Origin of the sequence: Streptomyces sp. NBC_00667, from assembly GCF_036226825.1 — a bacterium.
Lineage (GTDB): Bacteria > Actinomycetota > Actinomycetes > Streptomycetales > Streptomycetaceae > Streptomyces.
On record NZ_CP109022.1, the window covers coordinates 6,300,196 to 6,323,656 of the forward strand.

The following is a 23,461-nucleotide window of genomic DNA, read 5'->3' on the forward strand; positions in this document are numbered from 1 at the left end:
CGGGCCTCCTTCTCATGCCACTCGTGATCAAACATAGCTCACCGGGGAGTCACGAGGTCAGACGGTACAGACGCAGGGCCAGCTGGAGCTCCAGCGCCGCAGCCGGGGCGTTCCAGTCGTCACCCAGGAGGCGGCGGATCCGGTCCAGCCGCTGCACCACCGTATTGACGTGGACGTGCAGGGCCTCCTTCGCCTTGGACAGGCTCGCGCCATGGGCGAAGTAGGCGTCCAGCGTACGGACGAGATCGGTCCCGCGCTGGGCGTCGTACGCGATGACGGGGCCCAGCACCCGCTCGACGTAGCCGCTCACATCGGCGCGGTCGCCGAGCAGCACGCCGAGGAACCCCAGGTCGGCGAGGCCGGCGCCCTGGCCGGACTGCCCGAGCGCGTGCAGGGCCTCCACGCACCGCAGCGCCTCCGCGTACACGGCGGGCAACGCGCCCGGCCGCTCCGCGGGCCCGGCGGCGCCCACCGTCACCGGGGCGCCGGCCGCGAGCCCCAGCTCGGCGGCGAGCGAGCGGGCCAGGTCCCCCGGGCGCGGCGCCGGGACCACCATGACGACGAGCCCCTGGTGCACGCCCGACAACCCCTGGGCGGCGCGGGCCCGGCGGGCCGTCTCCGACGCCAGGCGGCCCCGTAGCCGCGGATCGCACTGGAGCACCAGCACGGCATGCGGCCGGGACAGGTCCAGGCCCAGCCGACGGGCCCGTATCCGCCGGCTCGCCCCGTCGTGGACCCGGCCCGCCCCCTCCGGTGTCAGCAGGTCGCTGAGCAGTTCGCCGCGCACCCGGTCCTCGGCCTCCGCTATGGAACGCCGCAACAGCAGCAGCAGGGCGGTGACCAGGCCGGCCCGCTCGAACAGGCGCCGTTCGGAGTCGGTGAGACCGGGCCGGCCGGTCAGGGCGACGCTTCCGAGGAGTTCGGCGCCCGCCATGACCGCCCACACCCAGACGCCGTCCACGGCGACCGCGCGCCCGCCGCTGCGGGAGTCCGCCACCCCCCGCAGGGGTGCGGCGAGGGGATCGGCGCGGACCCGGGCCAGTTCGGTGCCGTCGGCGTCGTGGACCACGATGCCGCCGCCGAGCAGGCCCGCGACGTCCCGCGCGAGATCGCCCACGTCACCGCCGCGCAGGACGAGGTCGGTGAGCCGGTCGTGGGTTTCGGTGGCCAGGCGCATCGCTTCGCTGTGGGCACGGATCGTCTCGTTGGCCCCGCCCAGCTCGACGAGCGCCGCCCGGGTCTCCTCCAGCAGCCGGGCGCCGTCGATGGCCACGGCGGCGTGGTCGGCGAGCGAGGACAGCAGTGCGACCGCGTCGGGGGCGAAGGCCCGGACGGCGCGGTCGGCCGCGTACAGCACGCCGATCACCCGCGTCCCCACGCGGAGCGGGACGCCGAGGATGCCCCGCAGCCCCTCCTCGCCGACGCCCCGGTCGATGGCCGCGGTGTGCTTGAACCGGCCGTCCGAGCCGTAGTCGCTGGAGGCGTAGGGCCGGGCCGTCTGCGCCACGAGACCGCCGAGCCCCTCGCCCATGCCGAGGCGCAGCTGCTGGAACGCGGCGGAGACCGAGCCGTCCGTGACGCGCATGAACGTGTCGCCCGCCGCGGGGTCGTTGAGGGTCAGGTAGGCGACGTCGGTGCCCAGCAGGGTCCTCGCCCTGCGGACGATCGCCCGCAGTACGGCGTCCAGGTCGCGCAGGGCGGCGAGATCCCCGGCCGTGTCGAACAAGGCGGTCAACTCCGCCTCCCTGCGCCGGTGCTGACCGAGGGTCCGTCTGATGTCCAGCGCGACGCGCGTGGCGTCCTCGACGAAGGCGAGCTCCGCCGGGTCGGCGCCCCCGGTACGGACCTCCCCGGCGGCCGCCGCGAACCGCTCGGCCGGCGCCCCCTCGGCCAGCAGGCCGAGCAGCGTGCGGAGCGCGGCCGCCACCGGGTTGTCGGGGAGGGGGCGGGGGCTGGAGGCGTCATTCACGCGGCCCATGCTGACAGCCCTTCCGGAAGGCCTCCGAGGGGGAGGCCGGATTCCCCGGCTCCGCGGTCAGGCCGCGTCGGACGGCCGGGCCGCCCGGGCGGCGGCCCGCGGCCCCGCGGCAGGGGCGGGTGCGGATGCGCCGTGGCCGATCGCCGCCAGGTTCCGGCCGCGGGTCTCCTTCGCGAACGCCACCGTGACGGTGGTGACCACGGCGGCGCCGCAGAGGTAGACGGAGACCGGGAGGGACGAGCCGTAGTCCTTGAGCAGCTCGACGGCGATGACCGGGGCCAGCGCCCCCGCCACGATCGAGGCGAGCTGGGAGCCCATGGAGGCGCCGGAGTAGCGGACGCCGGTGACGAACATCTCCGAGATGAAGGCGGCTTGCGGCCCGTACATCGCCCCGTGCAGCAGCAGACCCGCAGTGACCGCCACCGTGGTCACCGTGAACGACCGCGAGTCGACCAGGGCGAAGAAGGCGAACGCCCAGACGGCCATGCCCACCGAGCCGATCAGTGTCACCGGCCGGCGGCCGATCCGGTCCGACAGCGCGCCCCAGGCGGGGATGGCGACGAAGTGGACGGCCGAACCGATCAGTACGGCGTTCAGCGCGCTGCTCTTGGGCAGGCCGAGGTGGGTGGTGACGTAGACGAGCAGGAACGAGGTGAGGACGTAGTACGAGATGTTCTCCCCGAACCGGGTACCGATGGCCGTCAGCACCTCGCGCCAGCTCCTGCGGAACACCTCGACCACGGGCGCCTTCTCCTTGCCCGCGCCCTCCTCCTGCCGGGCCCGGGCCTGAGCGGCGAGGAAGACCGGCGACTCCGCGACGGACATCCGGATCCACAGACCCGCCACCACCAGCACGCCCGACAACAGGAACGGGATGCGCCACCCCCACGCGAGGAAGGCCTCCTCCGACTGCACCGACGCCAGCAGCGCCAGCACCCCGGTGGCGAGCAGGTTGCCGCCGGGCGCGCCGGACTGCGGCCACGAGGCCCAGAACCCCCGGTGTTCGTCGCCGCCGTGCTCGGAGACGATCAGCACGGCGCCGCCCCACTCGCCGCCCAGCGCGAACCCCTGCACCAGCCGGAGCACCGTCAGCAGCACCGGTGCCCCGACGCCGATGCCCGCGTAGGTCGGCAGCAGCCCCATCGCGAAGGTGGCGCCGCCCATCAGCAGCAGGCTGAGCACGAGCAGCTTCTTGCGCCCGACCTTGTCCCCGAAGTGCCCGAAGACGACCCCGCCGAGGGGGCGGGCCAGGAAGCCGATGGCGTAGGTGATGAAGGCGATCAGCGTCCCGGTGAGGGGGTCGGCGGTCGGGAAGAACAGCTTGTTGAACACCAGGGCGGCGGCGCTGCCGTACAGGAAGAAGTCGTACCACTCGATGGTGGTCCCGATGAGACTGGCAGCGACGATCCTCCGTATGCCGGACGGGCTCGTTCTGCTCGTTGCATGGGAGGTCATGTGCACCACTTCCAGGGTGTCTGCGGGGACGTCGGGTGTGGCCACAACGTAGAAGTCCCCAGGTCAGCGGCATATGTGGCAGACACTCACAATCGCGAGCCGTTCTGTGTGCCGGATCACCACACGACCGCGGCCGGCTCATTTCCCCCCTCCGTGGAAATCCCTGCGCATAGCGGCAGATTTGCAGAATTCCGCCCGTTTGAGAGGGCCGGTGCCGACTCCCGTGCTGGTTCGGTGCCGACTACAGAGCGTTGAACTCCGACGTCAGCCGTCGGCCGCCTCCTCGCCACGGATCCCGTCCGGGAAGGCATCTTTTCGTCCTCTTGACGATATGCAAGCCAGCCGCTTATCGTCATTATGACGAAATCAAGGGGGTTCTCACCATGGCCGACATCACCCGTCGCTTCGGCTGGCGGCACCTGCGCTCCGCGCCCACCGCCCACATCCGCCACCACAAGCGCGGCCGCCTCGTTCACGACGGCCGGGGGCTCAGCTTCTGGTACCGGTCGCTGTCGGCGGCACTGTCCGAAGTGCCCGTCGACGACCGGGAGCTGGCCATGGCGTTCCACGCCCGTACGGCCGACTTCCAGGACGTCACCGTGCAGGCCACCGTCACCTACCGGATCAGCGACCCGGCCGCGGCGGCGGACCGGCTCGATTTCTCCGTGGATCCGGACAGCAGCAGCTGGCGCGGCGCGCCCCTGGAGCAGATCTCCACCCTCCTCACCGAGACCGCGCAGCAGCACACGCTGGACGTGCTGGCCCGGACCCCGCTGGCCGTGGCCCTGGTGGACGGCGTCGCCTCCGTACGGCAGAGCGTCGCCGCCGGTCTCGCCGCCGAGCCCCGGCTCCCGGACACCGGCATCGACGTGGTGGCCGTACGCGTCGTCGCGATCCGGCCCGAGGCCGAGGTGGAGCGCGCCCTGCGCACACCGGCCCGCGAGCAGATCCAGCAGGAGGCGGACCGGGCCACCTACGAACGGCGGGCCGTCGCCGTCGAGCGGGAGCGTGCGATCGCCGAGAACGAGCTGGCCAGTCAGATCGAACTGGCCCGGCGCGAGGAGCAGCTGATCGAGCAGCGGGGCGTCAACTCCCGTCGCGAGGCGCAGGAGAAGGCGGCGGCCGACAGCGTACGGACCGAGGCCGAGGCGGCGCGCAAGGTCCGTCTGGCCCAGGCGGACGCCGCAGCGGCGCGCGAGACCGGGTCGGCACGGGCCGAGGCCCAGGCTTCCTGGCTGCAGGTGCACGACGAGGCCGGCGCGGGCACGCTGTACGCCCTGGCGGCGACCCGGCTGGCGGAGAACCTGCCGCGCGTCGAGAGCATCACGCTCACTCCGGACGTCCTCACCGGCCTCCTCACCAGGCTCGGGCGCCCGGACACCGGGGCGGACGCGTGAGCCTGGCACCCCGGGCGGTGCTCGTGCACCGCAGGACCGAGTACGAGGAGCTGATCGATCGGCACGGGACGCACGGGCAGGCGGCGTTCTTCCTCTCCAGCCGGGGGCGCTCGATCGACGACGTGGTCGGCCGCCACCACCGGACCCGGCAGGCGCTGTGCGAGGTGGCGGCGGCGGTACCGCTCACCTGGCGCAGCTCCCAGGTGGAACGGGCGGACCTGGACCGCTTCCTGTTCGCGCCGCAGGACGTGGTGGTCGTGGTCGGACAGGACGGCCTGGTCGCCAACACCGCGAAGTACCTCGCCGGACAGCCTGTGATCGGCATCGACACCGACCCGGGACGCAACCCCGGAGTGCTGGTCCGTCACCGCTGCACCGACACGGCCGCCCTCCTGCGCGCCGCAGTCGGCGGGGGACCGACGGAAGACCTGACCATGGTCGAGGCGGTCGCCGACGACACCCAGCGCCTCCTCGCGCTGAACGAGATCTACCTGGGCTCGCCCGGCCACCAGACGGCCCGCTACCGCCTGGGCCCCGATGGCGAAGAAGGTCCGGGCGAGGCCCAGGCGTCCTCCGGCGTACTCGTCGGCACCGGCACCGGCGCCACCGGCTGGCTGCGCTCCCTGTGGCTGGAGCGCGGCAGGACGGCGCAGCTGCCCGCACCGTCGGACCGCCGGCTCCTGTGGTTCGTCCGCGAAGCCTGGCCGTCGCCCGCGACCGGAACCTCGAGGGTCGGCGGCCATCTGGACCAGCGCGAGGGGCTGCGGCTGACGGTGGAGTCGGACCGGATCGTGGTCTTCGGCGACGGCATGGAGGCGGATGCCCTGCAGCTGACCTGGGGTCAGAGCGTACGACTGGGCATCGCGGCGACGGCGCTGCGCCTGCTGACGTGAGCACCCCGCCGGCCGGCCTCGTGGCAGGGAGGTCCGCGAAGCAGCAAGTCCCCTCAACAACTACGGCGAAACGATGGGAACTTGCCTCGCCGGTCAGTAACATCCGTCCGGCACGTGACACATCGTCAGAGACGACTGCGCTGGAAAGGGTCTCCTGCATGCGCCGGACCTCCCGCTTCGCCCCCGTCGCCCTCGGCGTGGCGGCCCTCCTGCTCGGCGTCCTGCCCGCGCAGGCCCAGGCCCACCCCGAGCGCGGCCCCGACCGCGTCACCGTCGGCGACCGCACCTTCACCACCGACGGCCAGGGCCGCGCGCTGCAGTGGCGCGGCTTCAACCTCGCCGACAAGAGCAGCCGGGGCGCCGACGCGTTCGCCGACATCCACGAGGGCGACCTCAAGGACATGGCCGCCCGGGGGTTCAACCTCGCGCGCCTGGCGTTCTTCTGGGACGACCTCGAACCGACGCCCGGGCACTACGACCGCGGCTACCTCGCCAAGATGCGCCGCATCCTCGACTGGGCCGACCACTACCACGTCAAGGTGGTCCTCGATGCCCACCAGGACGTGTACGGACTGCACTTCGGCTCCCGCGGCGTGCCCGCCTGGGCCACGCGCGACGAGGGCCTGCCGTTCCGGCCGATACCCGAGGACTGGTTCTCCGAGTACTTCGAGCCGTCCGTACAGGCCGCCTTCGACCACCTGTACAAGGACGCCGACCTCCGCACCGCGCACGCCCGCATGTGGACGACGGTCGCCTCCGCCCTGGGCGGGCACCCCGCGCTGCTCGGCTACGACCTGATGAACGAGCCGTTCGCGCGGTTCCTCGAGGGCGAAGACCTCCCTGCCGCCGCGGCCCGCTTCGAGGCCGGCGAGCTCACCGAGATGTGGAACCGCCTCGCGCGGGCGGTCCGTCTCGTCGACCGGAAGTCGTGGGTGTTCGTCGAACCCACCGTCATCGTCGGTCTCGGCGTCCCCACCCGGATGGGGACCATCGACGACCCGCACGCCGGGTACGCGCCGCACTTCTACGAGACCGCGATGGAGACCGGCGGTGACTACGACCCCGACGGCACCTTCATCGCGGCCTACGAGGCCGCGATCGGCGACTACCCGGCCCGTCACCGCATGCCGGTGATCGTCGGTGAGTGGGGCGGCAACCCGTACGTTCCGCACGCGAGCCGGTTCGTCACCGACATGACGGCCTCCCTGGACCGCTTCTCCAGCGGCTGGACGTGGTGGCAGTGGTGCCGGGGCGGCGGCTACTGCTTCCTCGACCAGACGGGCGCGGTGAAGCCCAACGCCCGGCTGCTCGTCCAGCCCTACGCGCGGGCCGTCGCGGGTGACCCGCTCGGCTTCGCGTACGACCCCGCCACACGCACCTACACCCTCACCTTCCGCACCCGCGACAACGCCGCCGGACCCACCGAGATCACCGTGCCGAAGGACACCTACCCGAACGGCTACCGCGTCACGGTCCAGGGCCGCAACGCCAAGTGGGACGGCCACGGCCAGACCGTCACCGTGAGCACCCACGGGAGGAGCGGAACCACGTACCGGGTCACGATCGGCCCGAGGTAGCCCACCGGCGCGGTCACGGCGGGCCCGGTTCCGTCGCGAGCTGGTCCAGCACCGCCGCCGCGACGCGGCGTTGACCGGCCCGGGTGAGGTGGACACCGTCCTCCTGAGGACTGCGCCGAACGTGTCGCGCGCGGCGGCGGTCCGGACAGCCTCGACCCGCGAGCGGGTCCGGTGCCGTAGAAACGGACAGCGTGCCGTCTCCAGGCCCACGGTCCTGAGGCGTCGGCAGACAGTGACCGCCTCCGCCCGTGCCGTGCGTCGTCGGTACGGCTCCGGTGCGGCCTCAGTTCAGGGAATCGCCCGTGAAAGCCCTCGTCGCCACCGGCTACCAATCGCTCGACCGCCTGACCATCGCCGAGCTGCCGAAGCCGGCCGCGGGACCGGACGAGGTCGTGGTCAAGGTCGAAGCGGCTGCACTCAATCCGCTCGATCTCATGCTGGTCACAGGGGCGGCGAAGGACCTCTTTCCGACCGAGCACCCGCTGATCGTCGGGATGGACGTCGCCGGAACCGTGGTGGAGGCCGGGGCCGGCGTCAGCGGGTACGCGCCCGGCGACCGGGTGCTCGGGTTCGTCGGACAGGCGGGTTCCGTGGCGGAGTACACCGTGGCCACGCCGGGTCCGCGGCTGGCCCATCGGCCGCAGAACCTGGACGCCGTCCGTGCGGCCGCCATTCCCGAGTCCGGCATGACCGCGGTGTGCCTGCTGCGGGCGGTGGGGCTGACCGAGGGTGAGAGCGTGCTGGTGATCGGGGCCACCGGCGGAATCGGTCTGTACGCCGTACAGCTCGCGCACGCCCTCGGAGCCCGCGTGATCGCCACGGCCACCGCCCAGGACGCGGACTACGTCCGCGAGCTCGGTGCCGCGGACACCGTCGACTACCGGCAGTCCGACGTGGTCGAAGAGACGCTGAAGCTGGTGCCGGACGGAGTCGACGTGGTCGTCGACCTGGTCAACCGCGGTGAGGGGCTGGCCGCCTGTGCACGGGCGGCCAGGTCCGGTGGCAGGCTGGTGTCCCCGCTGTTCGGCCCGGACGACCTGGGCCGCGGCGTGACCCCGGTCTACATCGGCTCGTTCGTCCCGGAACCGGGCGATCTGGAGGATCTCGCGAGCCGGGCCGCGGACGGCAGTCTGCGCGTCGAGATCGGTGCCCGCTACGCGTTCGGCGACGCGGTGCAGGCGGTGGCCGACTTCGCCGACGAGCACATCCGGGGCAAGGTCGTCATCACCGTCCCCTGAGGTCGGGAGCTGCCGTACGGTCACCCTCGGGACCTCGGCCGGCCGAGCCTCCTGCCGGACGGCCGATCAGCCCAGGGACGATACTTGCCCCGCACCGCACCGCACCGCACCGCACCGCACCGCACCGCACCGCACCCGCACCCGCACCCGCACCCGCACCGTCGCCGGCAGCGACGGGAGGCTGGTTCGGCCGACCACGAAGGAGCTCTTCATGACCACGGCGCAAGACCTGTTCATCGTCGCCCTGGAGGCTCCGCCCGAGCGCCCTGTGGGACAGGGTGACCTGTCCCTGTCCCTGGCCGGTGCCGAACTGATCGATCTCATCGCGGCGGAGGCCGTCACTCTCGACGACGACGACCTCATCCTGCCCGGCCTGCAGCCGGCGCTGGACGATCAGCTGCTCGGGGCGGCAGCGTCGGCGCTCGTGCGACAGGAGCCGTACGAGCGCGTCGACGATTGGCTGTGGCGCAGGGGCCGCGACCTGTCCGCCGCCTACCAGGAGGCGTTCGAAGAGGACGGCCTGCTGTCTCCGGCTCGGCGCGGACGCCTGTCGCTCGGGGCCGAGCACCTGGAACTCGTCGACTCACCGGCCCGGCAGCGGGCGCGGAGGCGCTGGGAGGAGGACGAACCCGTCCTCCGCGCCCTCGCCGTGGCCGTCGGCATCCGCCGCGGACCCTCCGAGGACGCTCCCGGCCCGGACGGCGACGCGGTGACCACCGTGCTGGCCGCCGTCAACGGTGCCGTGATGGAACTGGAGGCGGTGCGCCAGCGGCGGTCCATCGAGAACGCGGCCTTCTCCAACGTCTGGCGGGCCCCCTGAGTTCTGCCCCCGCGAGTGCGGTGCCGGACAACGCCGATACAGGATAGGAAAGGGGAGGACAGCCGCACCAACGCGGCAACCCTCCCCTTTCGTCCTGACCCACCCCGACCAGAATGCCCGCCGGCAGGCGCCCACCTTGTCCCCCCGCCGGAGCCTGCTTCGAACGTGGTCAGATGGTCGAGCGGGATGATGTGATTGCCGCATGACCGGCTCTCACGAATTCGACGAACCCCCCGAGCACCGGCGCCATGCCCGATACCTGCGCGCCTTGGAGAGCGTCGCGGAGGTGGAGGAGGCCGACCTGCTGGCCACCATCCTTCGCGACGACGACGCAGCCATGGCCGAGAGCGCCGTGAACCGTCACCTCGAACGCCGGGCGGCCCAGCAGCTGACCAGCCCCCGGTTTCCCGCCTGGGCCTCGATGATGGCCACGGTCATCGGCGATCGCGCCTTCCTCGCCCGTCGCCTGCACGAGTGGACTCTGCTGAGGTCCCTCGCGCTGGACGAGCCGTGGACCGACGAGGAACTGCTGACCGCTTCGGATTGGTTCCAGCGCACGGCCGCCGCCGCCCAGCTCGTCACCTCGCCTGCCGCCCTCAGCCTGCTGGCCGAGCACGGACGCACCCGCCGCGTCCGCAACGCGGCGAGCCGCCGAACCCAACGACCGAGCCAACGCCCAGGCTGATGTGATGCACAGGCCTTGACGATTCCTCGGGCGAGAAGTCAGCCGGGCTCCCTGCTGGGCACGCTCGCGTCCAGGGCGGCGAGCGGGGTGAGCGTGACCAGCCCCTCGGCGGCCTCGAAGACCTGCTGGACGCGACAGTCCCACGCGGAGCCCCACCGCTCGACCACGACCGGGGGCGGAGGCGCCGCGCCGCCCATGAGTTGCACGAGGCGCAGACTGCTCACGTCGGCACCGACCGTGGGTTGTACCTCTAGCCAGTGCTGCGCGTCGGCGGGTGCCAGCGACGTGAAGGTGACGCCCTCCTGTGCGATGAGTGCGAGGCATGCAGCGGGCCCGGGGTTCTCGGCCAGGACGACCGTGCCGCCGACGGAGAGGGTGCCGACGATGCCGGGGCAGCCGAAGGCGACGTCGGACCCGGCAGGAAGCGCGGCGAGGTACACGTCGTTCTCGGTGAGCGACACCAGCTCGGCGGCCGCCCGCACCTGGCCGGCGTAGTGGCTGTGGGTGCGCGGAACGGGCCCGGGCGTCCCGGCGGAGCCGCCGGAGAGCAGCAGGAACGCCACGTGGCCGGCACTCTGCGCGAGCGCCGGCCCGGGCGGGGAGTCAAGTGAGGCCAGCGGGAAGTAGTGGCATCCCGCCGGGTCGGTCGAGAAGCCGCCGTACGGGGACGCCTCGCCCGGTGCCTCGAAGGTGAACACCCTCCGCAGGAAGGGGGTTCGGGCCGCTATGTCCGCGGCCATCGCCGTGTGGTCGAAGCCCTGGTACGTCGAGGGGCCGACGTAACCGACGGCCTCGGTGACCCGCACGAGGTGGCGGACCTCGGACGCGGGGTACGGGAGCGGGCAGAGCACGGGGACCGCGCCGGCGCGCATCAGGGCGAACACGGTGACGACGAACTCGGGAACGTTCGGCAGCTGGACGAGGACCCGTTGCCCGGGTCGCAGGCCGCGCAGCCGGAAGCCGGCGGCCACGCGGTCGACCCGCCGGTTCAGATTCGCGTAGGTGGTGCGGGTGTCGCCGTGCACGAGCGCTGTCCGCGGTCCGTACTGCAGGGACCAGGTGCGCAGTCGGTCGTCCAGCGTGTCCCCATGCCGGCGCCCGGCCGACGCGCGGTGGTCGGCGACCCCCTCGGGCCGGGGCGGCCGGCCGGCGGGCATCGATGCCATTCGTTTCCTTCCGGAGCCGGATCCCACCGGCACCGGGGCCGGTGGGGGTTCCGATCGGACCAAGGGCGCGGAAGGCAATCCAATGGTTCAACCCGCCGTCACGCAATGTGCTTTCCTGACCATGGACGCGCTGTCCCGTCGGCGGAAGGTCCAACCGGAGCCGCTGACCAGCAGGCGGCTGTCCGGGTTCGTCCGGCTCGGCGTCTCGTGCGCGCCGTCGGCCCGGCGCTGACGAATTGCCCGTGGACCGGGCGGCCCGATCGGCTGGGTAGTCTTTGCCGCCGTCGACGGTGATCGGTTCCGGTTGTGGCGTCATCGCCCTTCCCCGTACGTGCGCCGCCTCGTCCGCCGGCCGGCCAGGCGGACGGGGCGCGAGGGCCGTGGGTCTGGTAGGGGTGGGGAGCACGGCCCGGCCGTCGGACGTTGGACCGTTGGATGAGGGGAGCGGTCTCGTTGCACACACCGCACCACCCGAGCGATGAGGAGGAACCGATGAGCGCGGCCGACGAGGGACGGCAGTGGCTGGACGAGGTCAGCGTCGAGAACGCGAGGACGACGCTGCTGCAGCTCCTCGCCCGGGCCGGGGTCCCTTCGGACGACGCGAGCGAACTGATCGGGCTGGTCGAGGCGGGTGCGCTGGCTCTCGCCCACGAGGAGCTGCGGGGCCAAGGACGCAGCGCGCCCGGGGACAAGGGCCAGGAGTACGCGACGGGCTGGCTCGACGGTGCCGGACACCTCCTGGAAGAGCTCGGCGCCGTGGCCGAGCGGACCCTGCTGCAGGTGGTGGGGGCGGACGGAGAGCCGGGCACGGCCGGGGAGCACCCGAGGGCCGGCCGGATGGAGGTGGAGCGGGCGCGGGTGGCGCTGACACCTCTGCACCTGTCGTACACCGTGGTCTCGGAGCTGGATCCGGAGGTGACCGAAGAGGTGCTCGCCGCCGTCCTGGCCACGATGAGCCCCCGGCAGCGGGCCGGGTACCCGGGACGGCTGACGGAGTTCGCCACGGTCCACCGGGACCGGTTGGAGCGGCTGTTCGCGGCATTCGGTCCGGGCAGCGCCATCGCGGTGCACGGCCGCTATTCGCTCCTGCACTCGTCCACGAGCATCGCCGTGCTGGAGCGGCTCCTCGCCGCACCGCAGGCGCTGCGCGAGGAATGGGACGCGGCGGAGCTGCCGCCCGCGTGGCTGGACGGACTGACGACCGCCTGGAACACCGCGGCCTGACCCGCGGGCCGGCCGGGGGGTCGCTTCGAAGCGGTCCACGGCCCCGACTGCTGCCCGCCGCCCCGACTGCTGCCCGCGGCCCCGACTGCTGCCCGCCGCCCCGACTGCTGCCCGCGGCCCCGACTGCTGCCCGCCGCCGGGGCGGCGGGCAGCCCCGTTCAGCGCGCGGAGGTGGCGGTGGAGGCCGTGGTCAGGGTGCGGATGGCGGTGTGCTGGGAATAGGCGAGCAGACCGACCGTGGTCGCCGCCATGACCACGGCGAAGAGTATGTGGCCGAGGCTGGATGTGATGGTCATGCCCAGCGCGTTCATGGCGAAGTGGCTGCCGATCCGCAGGACGACCAGGGCGATGGCGACCTTGCGGGTCTCCTTGCTGCGCCACAGGGCCTTGGCGAGCTTGAGGCGCGGGCGCATCACCGTCAGCGACACGGTGATGTTCACGGCCAGCAGCACCAGCAGTACCGGCCACGCCGACGGGAAGGCCTGGAGGATGTCGAAGGCGGCCGCGAGGACGCCCTCGAAGCCGAAGAACCACACCGGCAGCCGGTAGTCGGCAGGTGTCAGGACGCCGGTGTCGACAGCTTCGGCCGGCGCCGGCTTCTTCTTCAGGATGTTCATGTTCTCCCCCGTGGTCAACGTGTTGATCACATCCTGTACCGGACCGGGCTCCAAGGGCAGAGGCCCCCGGTCACCCGTGTGAAGTGACAGCTGTCATGTCGTCTGCGGGGACGGGGCCGACGGGGCGTGTCCCGTGAACCGGGTACCTGGGAAACGGGACTTATTGCGGCGCCGGGCCGTCCCTACGGTGGAGGGGCAAGCAAGCGGAGTCAGCGCCGCGCGTCCGAAGCGGCGTGGCGGCCGAGGGAGTTGTCTTGGCCACTCAGGATCCGACCGACCGGCCCACCGAGCCCCCGGTCAGCGCGTTCCGCGCATCACGCGCCCAGCAGCGGATGTATTTCCTCCACGAGATGGAGGAGGGCAGGCCGACCTACCACATGCCGGTGTTCTACGCCCTCGAAGGAGAGGTGGACACCGACGTCCTGCGCCGGTGCGCCCAGCAGCTGCTGGACCGGCACGAAGCCCTGCGCACCCGCTTCGAGCTGCGCGACGGGCAACTGCTCCAGTGCATCGATGCCTCGGCGCGGCTGGACTGGTCGACGGACACGGCCCGTACGCCCGAGGAGGTCGAGCGGTGGATCTCCGCCGAGCACCACCGGCCCTTCGACCTGCGCACCGGCCCCCTCTTCCGGGCCGCCGCGCTGCGCACCCGGCAGGACGCCGGACGCGACGGCACCGGCGTCGTACTCGCCCTGGGCATGCACCACATCGTCGGCGACGGCTGGTCGACCGCCATCCTGATCAGGGAACTCCTCACCGACTACGCGGCCCTCACCACCGCGGGCGGGGACCCCCAGCCGGAACCCGCCTTCCAGTACGCCGACTTCTCCGAATGGCAGGAGGAATGGCTGTGCACCACGGCCGCGCGCGAGCAGCTCGAAGGCTGGGCCCGGCGGCTGGACGGCGAACTCCCCGTCGCGCCGCTGCCCCGTGACAGGCGGCCCGCGGCGGGCGACGACCCGGCGCGCGGAGCCGCCGCGACGCATGAGTTCGAGGTTCCCGCCCCCGTCCTCGCCCGGATGGCGACGCTCTGCCGCGACACCGCGAGCACCCCGTACATGGCCATGCTCGCCGCCTTCCAGGTGGTCCTGAGCCGCTACACCGGCACCGAGGACGTCCTGGTCGGGACCCCGGTGGCCAACCGCAACCGCGAGGAGTTCCAGGACACCGTCGGGCTGTTCGTCAACACCCTCGTCCTGCGCGCGGACCTGTGCGACGACCCCGGGTTCCGCGAGCACCTGGAGCGCGTACGGGACACCGTGCTGGACGCGCAGGACCACCAGGACCTCCCCTTCGAGCGGATCGTCGAACACCTCAACCCCGAGCGCACCACCGACGGGCCGCCCCTGTTCGACGTCATGTTCGGCTTCCACGACGAGGGCGGGATGACCGAGGGCCTGCCCGGACCGCGCGCCCGGCTCCTCGAAGGGCCCCCCGGCACGGCCAAGTTCGACCTGACATTCGACGTCGTACGGACCGGCGCCGCACTGCGCTGCCGGCTGGAGTACCGCGCCGACCTGTACGAGGCCGCCACCATCGAGCGCTTCGCCCGCCACTACACCCGGGTACTGGACGCGGCCACGGCCCGGCCCGGCGAACCCGTCAGCCGGCTCCCCATGCTCTCCGCCCGCGAACAGGAGGGCCTCACCTCCCCCCAGCCCGCCCGCACCGGCACGGACCACCCCGGCTGCGCGCACGAACGCTTCGCCGAACACGCCGCCCGCACCCCGGACGCCGTGGCCCTCGTCCACGGCACCACCCGCCTCACGTACGGCGAACTCGAGCGCCGCGCCAACCAGGTCGCGCACCGGCTGCGCCGGCAGGGCGTCGGCCCCGACACCCTGGTCGGGCTCTGCGTCCGCCGCTCCGCCGACCTCGTGACCGGCCTGCTCGGCATCCTCAAGGCGGGCGGCGCCTACCTGCCGCTCGACCCCGACAACCCGCCCGAGCGGCTGCGTTACATCATCGGCGACGCCGGGCTGCGCCACGTCGTCGGCGCCGCCGACACCCGGCCGCTGTGGGACGCGCCCTCCCTGCACACCGTCGACGCGCCCTCCCTGCACACCGTCGACCTGGTGGCCGACGCCGCCGCGCTCGCCGCCGAACCGGAGACCGCCCCCGCCGTCACGCTCACCCCCGACCACCTGGCGTACGCCATCTACACCTCCGGCTCGACCGGCCGGCCCAAGGGCACCCTCGTACCCCATCGCAACATCACCCGGCTGTTCTCCGCGACCGACCACTGGTTCGGCTTCGGCCCCGACGACGTCTGGACGCTGTTCCACTCCATCGCCTTCGACTTCTCCGTCTGGGAACTGTGGGGCGCCCTCCTGCACGGCGGCCGGCTCGTCGTCGTGCCGTACGACACCAGCCGTTCGCCCGAGGAGTTCCACCGGCTGCTGCGCGACGAGCGGGTCACCGTCCTCAACCAGACCCCCTCGGCCTTCTACCAGCTGGCCCGCGCCGACGAGGAGTACGAGGACCGGCGGACCGCCGGTGACCGGGGGCTCGCACTGCGCCACGTGGTGTTCGGCGGCGAGGCACTGGACGTCAGCGCGCTCGCCGGCTGGTTCGGGCGTCACGGGGACAGCGCCCCGCGCCTGGTCAACATGTACGGGATCACCGAGACGACGGTGCACGTCACCTACCGGCCGCTCACCGCCCGGGATGCGGCCGAGGGCAAGGGCAGCGTCATCGGCGTACCCATCCCCGACCTGCGGCTGCACCTCCTGGACCGCCGGGGCCGCGCGGTTCCGCGCGGCGCGGTGGGGGAGCTGTTCGTCGCGGGAGCCGGTCTGGCGCGGGGCTACCTGCACCGCCCGGCGCTCACCGCCGAACGCTTCCCGGCCGACGCGACCGCGACCGGCGCCGGCCCGGGCGCGCGTCTGTACCGCACCGGCGACCTCGCCCGGGTGCTGCCCGACGGCGACCTCGAATACCTCGGCCGGATCGACGACCAGGTCAAACTGCGCGGCTTCCGCATAGAGCTCGGCGAGGTCGAGGCGGCCCTGGCCGCCCACCCGCTCGTCGACGCCGCGGTCGCGCTCGTGACCCGGGACGCCCGCGGCACCGACACCCTCGTCGGCTACCTGGCCGTACCGGACGCCGCGGACGGCACCACCGGCGCGGGCGCGCCCACCGTGGAGGCCCTGCGGGCCCACCTCGCCGACCGCCTGCCCGGGTACATGATCCCCGGCGCGTTCGTCACCCTGCCCGCCTTCCCCCTCACCGCCAACGGCAAGGTGGACCGCCGCAAGCTGCCCGCACCCGGCACCGGGGGCCTCGCACCGGCCCGGTCGTACCAGCCGCCGCGCGGCCCCGTCGAAACGGCGCTCGCCGAGATCCTCGGGCAGGTGCTGGGCCACGAGCGGGTCGGCGCCGAGGACAACTACTTCTCGCTCGGCGGCGACTCCATCCGCTCCCTCCAGGTGCTGGCCCGCGCACGCGAGCGGGGCCTGCGCTTCGCGGTGGTCGACCTGATGCGCCACCAGACGGTACGGGCCCTCGCGCCCACGGTGGTCCCGCAGGACCCGGACGCGGCCGCGCACCCGGCGGGGCAGGCCCCGTACGAGCCGTTCTCGCTGCTCTCCGAGCGCGACCGGGCGGCGCTCCCGGAGGGGCTGGAGGACGCCTACCCGATGACCCGGCTCCAGGCCGGGATGCTCTTCCACAGCGATCTGCCGGCCGCCGAGGGGCGGATGTACCACAACGTCGCGGCCTACCACGTCAAGGCGCCCTACTCGGAGGGCGCCTGGCGACGCGCGGTGGCCACGGTCGCCGCCCGCCACGAGATGCTCCGTACGTCGTTCGACCTGGACGGCTTCGGCGAGCCCCTGCAGCTCGTCCACCTCGGGGCACGGCCCGAGATCACCTTCGAGGACCTCGGCGGCCTGGACCCGCAGGCCCGGGAGTCGGCGATCGCGGCCCGCTACGCGACCGAACGCGCCCGCCCCTTCGCCTGGGACAGCGCCCCGCTGATGCGCTTCCACGTCCAGCGGCTCTCGGACGACGACTTCCAGCTCTTCATCGCGGAGCACCACGCCGTCATGGACGGCTGGAGCGAACGGTCGCTGTTCACCGAACTCGCCTCCTGCTACGCGCAGCTGTGCGCGGCGGAGGCGGACCAGAAGACCGACGGGACGGACGGGACCGATGGGGCCGACGGGGCCGACAGGGCCGATGGCTCCGCCGGACTCCGGTCGCGCTTCGCCTCCTTCGTCGCGCTGGAGCGCGCAGCCCTGGCCGACCCGGCGCAGCGGGCCTTCTGGACCGCGCAGACGGCCGGCGCCACCGTCGCCCGCCTGCCCCGCCACGGGGCCCCCGGCGGCCCCGCCCGGATGGACTGGTGCCTGCGGCCGCTGCCGGCCGGGCTCCAGGAGCGGCTGAGCGCCGTGGCGGCCGGACTGGGCGTACCGCTGCGCACCGTCCTGCTCGCCACGCACGTGCGCGTCATGGCGCTGCTGGGCGGCACCGACGACGTCACCACCGGCGTCGTGCACAACGGCCGCCCCGAGGAGGCCGACGCCGACAAGGTGGTCGGGGCCTTCCTGAACACCCTGCCGCTGCGGCTCGACCTCGACGCGGCCGGGGGGACCTGGCGGGGACTCGTCCGGCACGTCGCGGAGCTGGAGGTGGCCGTGCACGAGCACCGGCGGTTCCCGCTCGCCGAGATCCTGCGCACGACCGGCGGCACCCCGCTCTTCGAAACCTTCTTCAACTTCACGCACTTCCACATCGAGCGCGACGGGCCCGGCGCGGCGGCGTTCGCCGTCCTGGACGAGACCGGTGAGGCCAGTACGGACTTCGCCTTCGGGGCCGAGTTCTCCCGCACCCCCGACGGCGAGCTCCTGGAACTCGGCCTGCGCTTCGATGCGGCGCAGTTCTCCGCGGAGCAGATCGCCGACGTCCACGGCTACTACACGGCCGCCCTCCAGGACCTGGCGGACGCCCCGGACGGCGACGCCCGCGCGGGAACCCTGCTGTCCGCGGCCGAACGGGACCGTTACGCGCGGTGGAACGCCACCGGCCGCACCTACGACCGCCCGCACGTCCTGACCCGGCTGATCGAGGCGCAGACCCGCGCGACCCCCGACGCGCCGGCCGTCCGCTTCGAGGGCGCGGAGCTGAGCTACCGCGCCCTGGACGAGGCAGCCGAGCGGCTCGCCGCCCGGCTGCGGGCTGCGGGGGCGGGGCCCGGCTCCTTCGTCGGGCTGCTGCTCGACCGTTCCCTGAGCCTGCCGGTCGCCCTGCTGGCGGTGTTGAAATCCGGGGCGGCGTACGTACCGCTGGACCCGGAGCACCCGCGGGCGCGGGTCCTGTCGCTGGTCGCCGAGGCGCGGATCGGCCCCGTGGTCGCCGACGACCGCTGGGAGGCCGCGCTGCGCGCCGCCGGAGCCACGGTGGTCCGGCCGGACGGCCCGGGCGGCCCGGGCGACGCGGACGGCGGCACGGACGGCACGGGCAGCACCGACGGCGTGCACGGCACCCACGGGGTTGCCGGTGCCGACGGGGGAGCCGGCACCGTCGGCGCGGCCGGCGTCGTACGGCACGCCGCGCCCGGGGACCCGGCGTACATGATCTTCACCTCGGGCTCCACCGGCAAGCCCAAGGGCGTCGTGGTCTCGCACCGGGCGATCGCCAACCGGCTGTTGTGGATGCAGGAGGAGTACGGCCTGGAGCCGGGGGAGCGGGTGGTGCACAAGACTCCGTACACCTTCGACGTGTCGGTGTGGGAGCTGTTCTGGCCGTTGCTGACCGGTGCCACGATCGTCCTGGCCCGCCCCGGGGGCCACCGCGAACCGGCCTACCTCGCAGAGCTCGTGCGCTCCGAGTCCGTCACCACCGCGCACTTCGTGCCCTCGATGCTGAGCGTGTTCCTCGACGACCCGCAGGCCGTGGCGGGAGCCGCCGGGCTCACCCGGGTGGTGTGCAGCGGGGAAGCCCTGCCGCTCGATGTGCAGAACCGATTCTTCCGACTGCTTCCCGGAGTGGAGCTGTACAACCTGTACGGTCCGACCGAGGCGGCCGTGGACGTCACCCACTGGCATTGCCGTCCCGACGGCGGTGACACGGTCCCCATCGGCCGGCCGATCGCGAACATGCGCACCCACATCCTGGACTCCCGCCTCGCCGAGGTGCCCCTGGGGGTGACCGGCGAGCTCTTCCTGGAGGGAGTCGGCCTGGCCGAGGGCTACCACGGCCGGCCCGACCTCACGGCGGAACGCTTCATCGAGCACACCGCGCCCGACGGGACGGTCCGCCGCCTCTACCGCACCGGCGACTTGGCCCGCCACCGGGCGGACGGCGCGATCGAGTACGCGGGCCGCACCGACCACCAGGTGAAGATCCGCGGTCTGAGGGTGGAGCCGGGCGAGATCGAAACCGTCCTGGCCGAACACCCGGCGGTGCACGCATGCGCCGTCCTGCCGCGGGGCGACCGGCTCGTGGCCTACGTCGTCGCCCCGGACGCCGCCGACACGGAGCAACTGGCCCGGCACACCGCCGAGCGGCTGCCCCCGTACATGGTCCCCGGCGCCTGGGTCCGGCTCGATGCGCTGCCGCTGACCGCCAACGGCAAGCTCGACCGGGCCGCCCTTCCCGACCCGGACCCGGCCGACGCCCGCGGAGGGAGGCTGCCGGTGCCGCCCCGCGACGAGATCGAATCCCGCCTCGTCGGCATCTGGGAGGAGCTGCTGGCCGTCGGCCCGGTCGGCATCCACGACGACTTCTTCTCGGCCGGCGGGCACTCCATCCTGGCCCTGCGGCTCATCGGGCGGATCAACCGGGAGTTCGGCGAACGCCTCGGCGTGCAGGCCGTCATGGAGCACCCGACGGTGGCCCGGCAGGCCGGCCTGCTGCGGGGCCGTCACCGGGGCGCGGCCACCGACCCGGTGGTGCGCATCCAGCCGGACGGGGACCGCGACCCGCTCTTCCTCGTCCACCCGATCGGCGGGCACGTCTTCTGCTACCGCGCGCTCGCCGGCGCTCTGGGCCGGGAACGGCCCGTCTACGGGATGACGGCGCCGGGACTCGCGCCCGCGGCCCCCGCGGCCCCCGTGGCCGAGGAAGCCGCCGAGGAAGCCGCCGAAGAAGCCACCGAGGAAGCCGCCTCCGTCGAGGAGCTCGCCGCAGCCCACGTCGCGGCCCTGCGCCGGATCCGCCCCGCCGGGCCCTACCACCTGGCCGGCTGGTCCTTCGGCGGACTGCTCGCCTACGAGATGGCCGCCCAACTGCACGCGGCGGGCGAGGAGGTGGCCACGCTCACCCTGCTGGACACCGCCTACCCCGAGCCCGACCGGGCGCCCTATGACGAACACGCCTTCCTGGAGTGGTTCCACGAGGACCTGGCCCGCTCCGCCGGAACCGACCCAGAGGAAGGCGACCGGGCGGCCCTGCGCGCCGCACTGAGCGCGCAGGAGACCGCCGCCGGCCGGATCGCGGCGCTCGCCGAGCACGTGGCGCGGGCGGGCACCGCGCCCGGCGTGGACGCGGCCGACCTGGCCCGCCACTACGCGGTGTTCCGTACCGGCCAGATCGCCGCCGCCCGCTACCGGCCTCCCGTCAGCCACTTCCCCGTCCACTTCCACCAGAGCGCCACCGGCGCCGCCGCGCACGCCGCCGACCGGTGGGCCGCCCGGGTTCCCGACGGCTTCACCCGGTACGAGGTCCCGACCGACCACTACGGGCTGGTACGGCTCCCGCACGCCGCCGGCGTCGCGGCAGCCGTCCGCGCCGCGCTCGACGCCGCCGACGCCGGCTGACCCGCCACCCCCGAACGCCGCCCGCGGTGCACCCGTGGGCGGCCCTCCCTCCCAGCCACCACCGCACCGGACCAGACCAGAACGGAACACCACCACGTGACGAGCGAAGCCCCGGGACCCACCGCCGCGCTCAGCGGCCGCATCCGCAGCGGCCCGAGCGGACTGCTGCACGACGAGGTGCTCGCCCCGCAGTTCGGGTTCGAATCCCGCCACCTGCTGCACCACTACGTCGCCATCGAGAAGACCCTCACCGCCGAGTACGCCCGCATGGACCTCGTCACCACCGACGAGGCCCGCGACATCGCGGCCCGACTGGACACCGTGGAGGCCGGCACCCTCACCGCCGAGCCCGGTGCCAACATGTCGGACATCGCCTTCGCCCTCGAACGCCACGTCGAGGCCGGGCTGCCCCGTCCCGTCGTCCGCTGGCACGTGGACCGCAGCCGCAACGACCTCCAGGCCTGCGCCCAGGTCATGTACGGACGCGACCAGCTCACCCGCTTCGCCGACGCCCTGCTGGAACTGTGCGAGGTGACGGTCGAGCTGGCCGGGGCGACCTGTGACATGCCGATGCCCGGCTACACGCACTTCCAGGCCGCGCAGGTCATCACCCCCGGCTTCCACCTCGCCGCGGTCGCCGAGCACCTCCTGCACACCCAGCGCCGGCTGGTGCAGACCTACGACGGCATCGACGCCTGCCCGCTGGGCGCCGGCGCCATGGCCGGTCAGGAACTGCCCTGGGACCGCGACCGGATGGCCCGGCTGCTCGGCTTCTCCCGACCGCAGCCGCACGCCCTGACGGCGGTGGCCTCACGCCGCTGGAGCGCCGAACTCACCGCGGAACTCAGCCTCCTCGGCACCGCCCTCAGCCGGTTCACCACCGACCTGCTGACCTGGGGCAGCAGCGAATACGGCTTCATCGAACTGCCCGACGAGCTGTCCGGCATCTCCTCCGCGATGCCGCAGAAGAAGAACTACCCCGTCCTGGAGCGCATCCGCGGACGTACCGCGCACCTCACCGCCTTCCACCTCGACGTGCTGCTCGGCCAGCGCAACACCCCCTTCTGCAACCTGGTCGAGGTCTCCAAGGAAGCCGGCACCCACCTGCTGGACGCCTTCGACTCGGCGCACGGTACCGTCCGCCTCCTCACCGAGGTGCTGCGCCGGCTCACCTTCCGGCCCGACGCCATGCGCGCCGTGTGCGCACGCGAGTTCCTCGGCGGGTTCAGCCTGGCCAACGCCCTCACCCTCACCGAGCAAGTCCCCTGGCGCACCGCACAGGTGATCGCCGGCAGGTACGTCGTGCTCGCCGCCGCGGCCGGCGCCGCTCCCGCACCGGGCGAACCCGGCCTGCTGACCGAGGCCGCCGCCGCACACGCAGTGGCCCTGAGCGCCCCCGAGGCCCTGCTCGCCGCCGCCTTCGACGTGGACCTCGGACTGCAGCGCATGGTCTCCGCCGGTTCGGCCCGCCCCGCGTCCGTACGCGAACTGCTGCGAACCCAGCGGGAAGAGCTGGCACTGCTTCGCGCCGACTGGGTGCGGCGGGCCCGGGCCGTGAGCGCCGGAGCCGAGGAGAGGGACCGGGCGCTGTACGGAGCGGCCCGGCCGCAGCACCGCACCACGGGAACGGAGGGAACCAGCGATGCCGTCGGTGACGACGTACGCTCCGGGGACTGAGCCCGGCGCGCCCGCACCCGCCGTCGGCCACGCCTTCGGCACGTTCGGGGAACTGCTCCAGGGCGCGCTGCCGGAGCCGGACGGGGACTTCCTGGTCACCTTCCCGCTGGCCCGCTGGGCCACGGCCACCTTCCACCACCGGCCCGGACAGCACGGCGTACGCGTCCACCCCCCGCACAAGGGCAAGTCCCGGCGGGTCGCCGAGGTGGTCCTCGCCTCGCTCGGCGTCGAGGGCGGCGGCCTGCTGGAGATCGGCGGCGGCCTGCCCGAGGGCAAGGGGCTGGCCAGTTCCTCCGCCGACCTGGTGGCCACCGTACGGGCCGTGGGGGCCGCCTTCGGCCGGTCCTTCGACCCGGACCGCACCGAGGCCTTCCTGCGCGGCATCGAACCGGCCGACGGAGTGATGTACGACGAGATCGTCGCCTTCCACCACCGCGAGGTGCGCCTGCGCCGCCGGCTCGGGGTCCTGCCCCCGCTCGCCGTCGTCGCCCACGACGAGGGCGGGCAGGTCGACACGGTCGCCCACAACCTGCGGGCGGGGGGCATCGGCCCGGACGAACGACGGGAGTACGCCCGGCTGCTGGACCGGCTGGCCGCCGCGATCGCCGGCGCGGACCTGGCCGAGGTCGGCGCCGTCGCCACCCGCAGCGCCGAGATGAACGCGGCGCGCAGGGTCCGCTCCGGATTCCGCGACCTGCGCGCCCTGTGCCGCGAGGTCGACGGCCTCGGGCTGGTGCTCGCCCACAGCGGCACCATGCTCGGCGTCCTCCTGGACGCGGCCGACCCGGAGCTGGCCGCCAAGACCGACCGGATCCGGACCGCCTGCGCCCCCCTCGGCGGGGAGGTCTCCGTACACCGCTCGCTCGGAGCCGGCGACCGCTGGAACCCGGCCCACGACGAGCCCGTACCGGACCCCGACGCCACTCCCGCGGCGAGCACCGCCGCCGACCGCCTTCACGAGCTGGAGACCTGAC

Annotated in this window: 14 protein-coding genes; 10 read left to right on the forward strand and 4 right to left on the reverse strand. The window is 73.4% G+C overall.

All coding sequences use genetic code 11. The features are described from left to right. Positions 1 to 49: 49 nt before the first annotated feature. Entirely contained in the window at positions 50 to 1,978 is a 1,929-nt protein-coding gene (locus tag OHA81_RS28660) for a helix-turn-helix domain-containing protein (protein ID WP_329200638.1), read from the reverse strand. A gap of 57 nt (positions 1,979 to 2,035) precedes the next feature. Next, entirely contained in the window at positions 2,036 to 3,433 is a 1,398-nt protein-coding gene (locus OHA81_RS28665; protein ID WP_329200640.1) for an MFS transporter, read from the reverse strand. Positions 3,434 to 3,816: 383 nt separating this feature from the next. Between OHA81_RS28665 and OHA81_RS28670 the strand changes: the two genes are divergently transcribed. The 6 genes from OHA81_RS28670 to OHA81_RS28695 all read left to right on the forward strand — a co-directional run bounded on the left by OHA81_RS28670 (position 3,817) and on the right by OHA81_RS28695 (position 10,043). Beyond that, positions 3,817 to 4,830: an SPFH domain-containing protein gene (locus OHA81_RS28670; protein WP_329200642.1), complete on the forward strand. Its 1,014-nt coding sequence runs from the start codon at positions 3,817 to 3,819 to the stop codon at positions 4,828 to 4,830. Further along, the gene (locus OHA81_RS28675) at positions 4,827 to 5,723 is read left to right on the forward strand and encodes a hypothetical protein (protein ID WP_329200644.1); all 897 of its coding nucleotides are present in this window, start codon (positions 4,827 to 4,829) and stop codon (positions 5,721 to 5,723) included. Before OHA81_RS28670 ends, OHA81_RS28675 begins: the two co-directional genes overlap by 4 nt. 158 nt (positions 5,724 to 5,881) lie before the next feature. Continuing rightward, positions 5,882 to 7,300 (forward strand): cellulase family glycosylhydrolase, encoded by a 1,419-nt coding sequence (locus tag OHA81_RS28680; RefSeq protein WP_329200646.1) that lies wholly within the window; start codon positions 5,882 to 5,884, stop codon positions 7,298 to 7,300. Positions 7,301 to 7,602: 302 nt separating this feature from the next. Beyond that, positions 7,603 to 8,538, forward strand: a complete 936-nt coding sequence (locus OHA81_RS28685; protein WP_329200648.1) for an NADP-dependent oxidoreductase — start codon at positions 7,603 to 7,605, stop codon at positions 8,536 to 8,538. A gap of 211 nt (positions 8,539 to 8,749) precedes the next feature. Continuing rightward, the gene (locus OHA81_RS28690; protein WP_329200650.1) at positions 8,750 to 9,358 is read left to right on the forward strand and encodes a GOLPH3/VPS74 family protein; all 609 of its coding nucleotides are present in this window, start codon (positions 8,750 to 8,752) and stop codon (positions 9,356 to 9,358) included. A gap of 202 nt (positions 9,359 to 9,560) precedes the next feature. Further along, positions 9,561 to 10,043 (forward strand): hypothetical protein, encoded by a 483-nt coding sequence (locus OHA81_RS28695; protein ID WP_329200652.1) that lies wholly within the window; start codon positions 9,561 to 9,563, stop codon positions 10,041 to 10,043. Positions 10,044 to 10,081: 38 nt separating this feature from the next. Here OHA81_RS28695 and OHA81_RS28700 read toward each other — a convergent pair whose 3' ends face one another. Then, positions 10,082 to 11,209, reverse strand: a complete 1,128-nt coding sequence (locus tag OHA81_RS28700) for an AMP-binding protein (protein WP_329200654.1) — start codon at positions 11,207 to 11,209, stop codon at positions 10,082 to 10,084. A gap of 492 nt (positions 11,210 to 11,701) precedes the next feature. On the opposite strand from OHA81_RS28700, the gene OHA81_RS28705 reads away from it, so the two are divergent. Further along, positions 11,702 to 12,433: a hypothetical protein gene (locus OHA81_RS28705; protein ID WP_329200656.1), complete on the forward strand. Its 732-nt coding sequence runs from the start codon at positions 11,702 to 11,704 to the stop codon at positions 12,431 to 12,433. A gap of 158 nt (positions 12,434 to 12,591) precedes the next feature. Here the strand turns inward: OHA81_RS28705 and OHA81_RS28710 are convergent, their stop codons facing one another. Then, positions 12,592 to 13,050 (reverse strand): hypothetical protein, encoded by a 459-nt coding sequence (locus tag OHA81_RS28710; protein WP_329200658.1) that lies wholly within the window; start codon positions 13,048 to 13,050, stop codon positions 12,592 to 12,594. A gap of 254 nt (positions 13,051 to 13,304) precedes the next feature. Between OHA81_RS28710 and OHA81_RS28715 the strand changes: the two genes are divergently transcribed. From OHA81_RS28715 to OHA81_RS28725, 3 genes are all read left to right on the forward strand, one after another. Continuing rightward, positions 13,305 to 20,810, forward strand: a complete 7,506-nt coding sequence (locus tag OHA81_RS28715) for a non-ribosomal peptide synthetase (RefSeq protein ID WP_329200660.1) — start codon at positions 13,305 to 13,307, stop codon at positions 20,808 to 20,810. Between the two features lie 96 nt (positions 20,811 to 20,906). Beyond that, positions 20,907 to 22,487 carry an argininosuccinate lyase gene (locus OHA81_RS28720; protein WP_329200661.1) on the forward strand — a complete coding sequence of 527 codons (1,581 nt, stop codon included), beginning with the start codon at positions 20,907 to 20,909 and terminating at the stop codon, positions 22,485 to 22,487. Beyond that, positions 22,453 to 23,460, forward strand: coding sequence for a GHMP family kinase ATP-binding protein (locus OHA81_RS28725; protein ID WP_329200662.1), 1,008 nt, complete (start codon positions 22,453 to 22,455; stop codon positions 23,458 to 23,460). Before OHA81_RS28720 ends, OHA81_RS28725 begins: the two co-directional genes overlap by 35 nt. Position 23,461 lies beyond the last annotated feature (1 nt).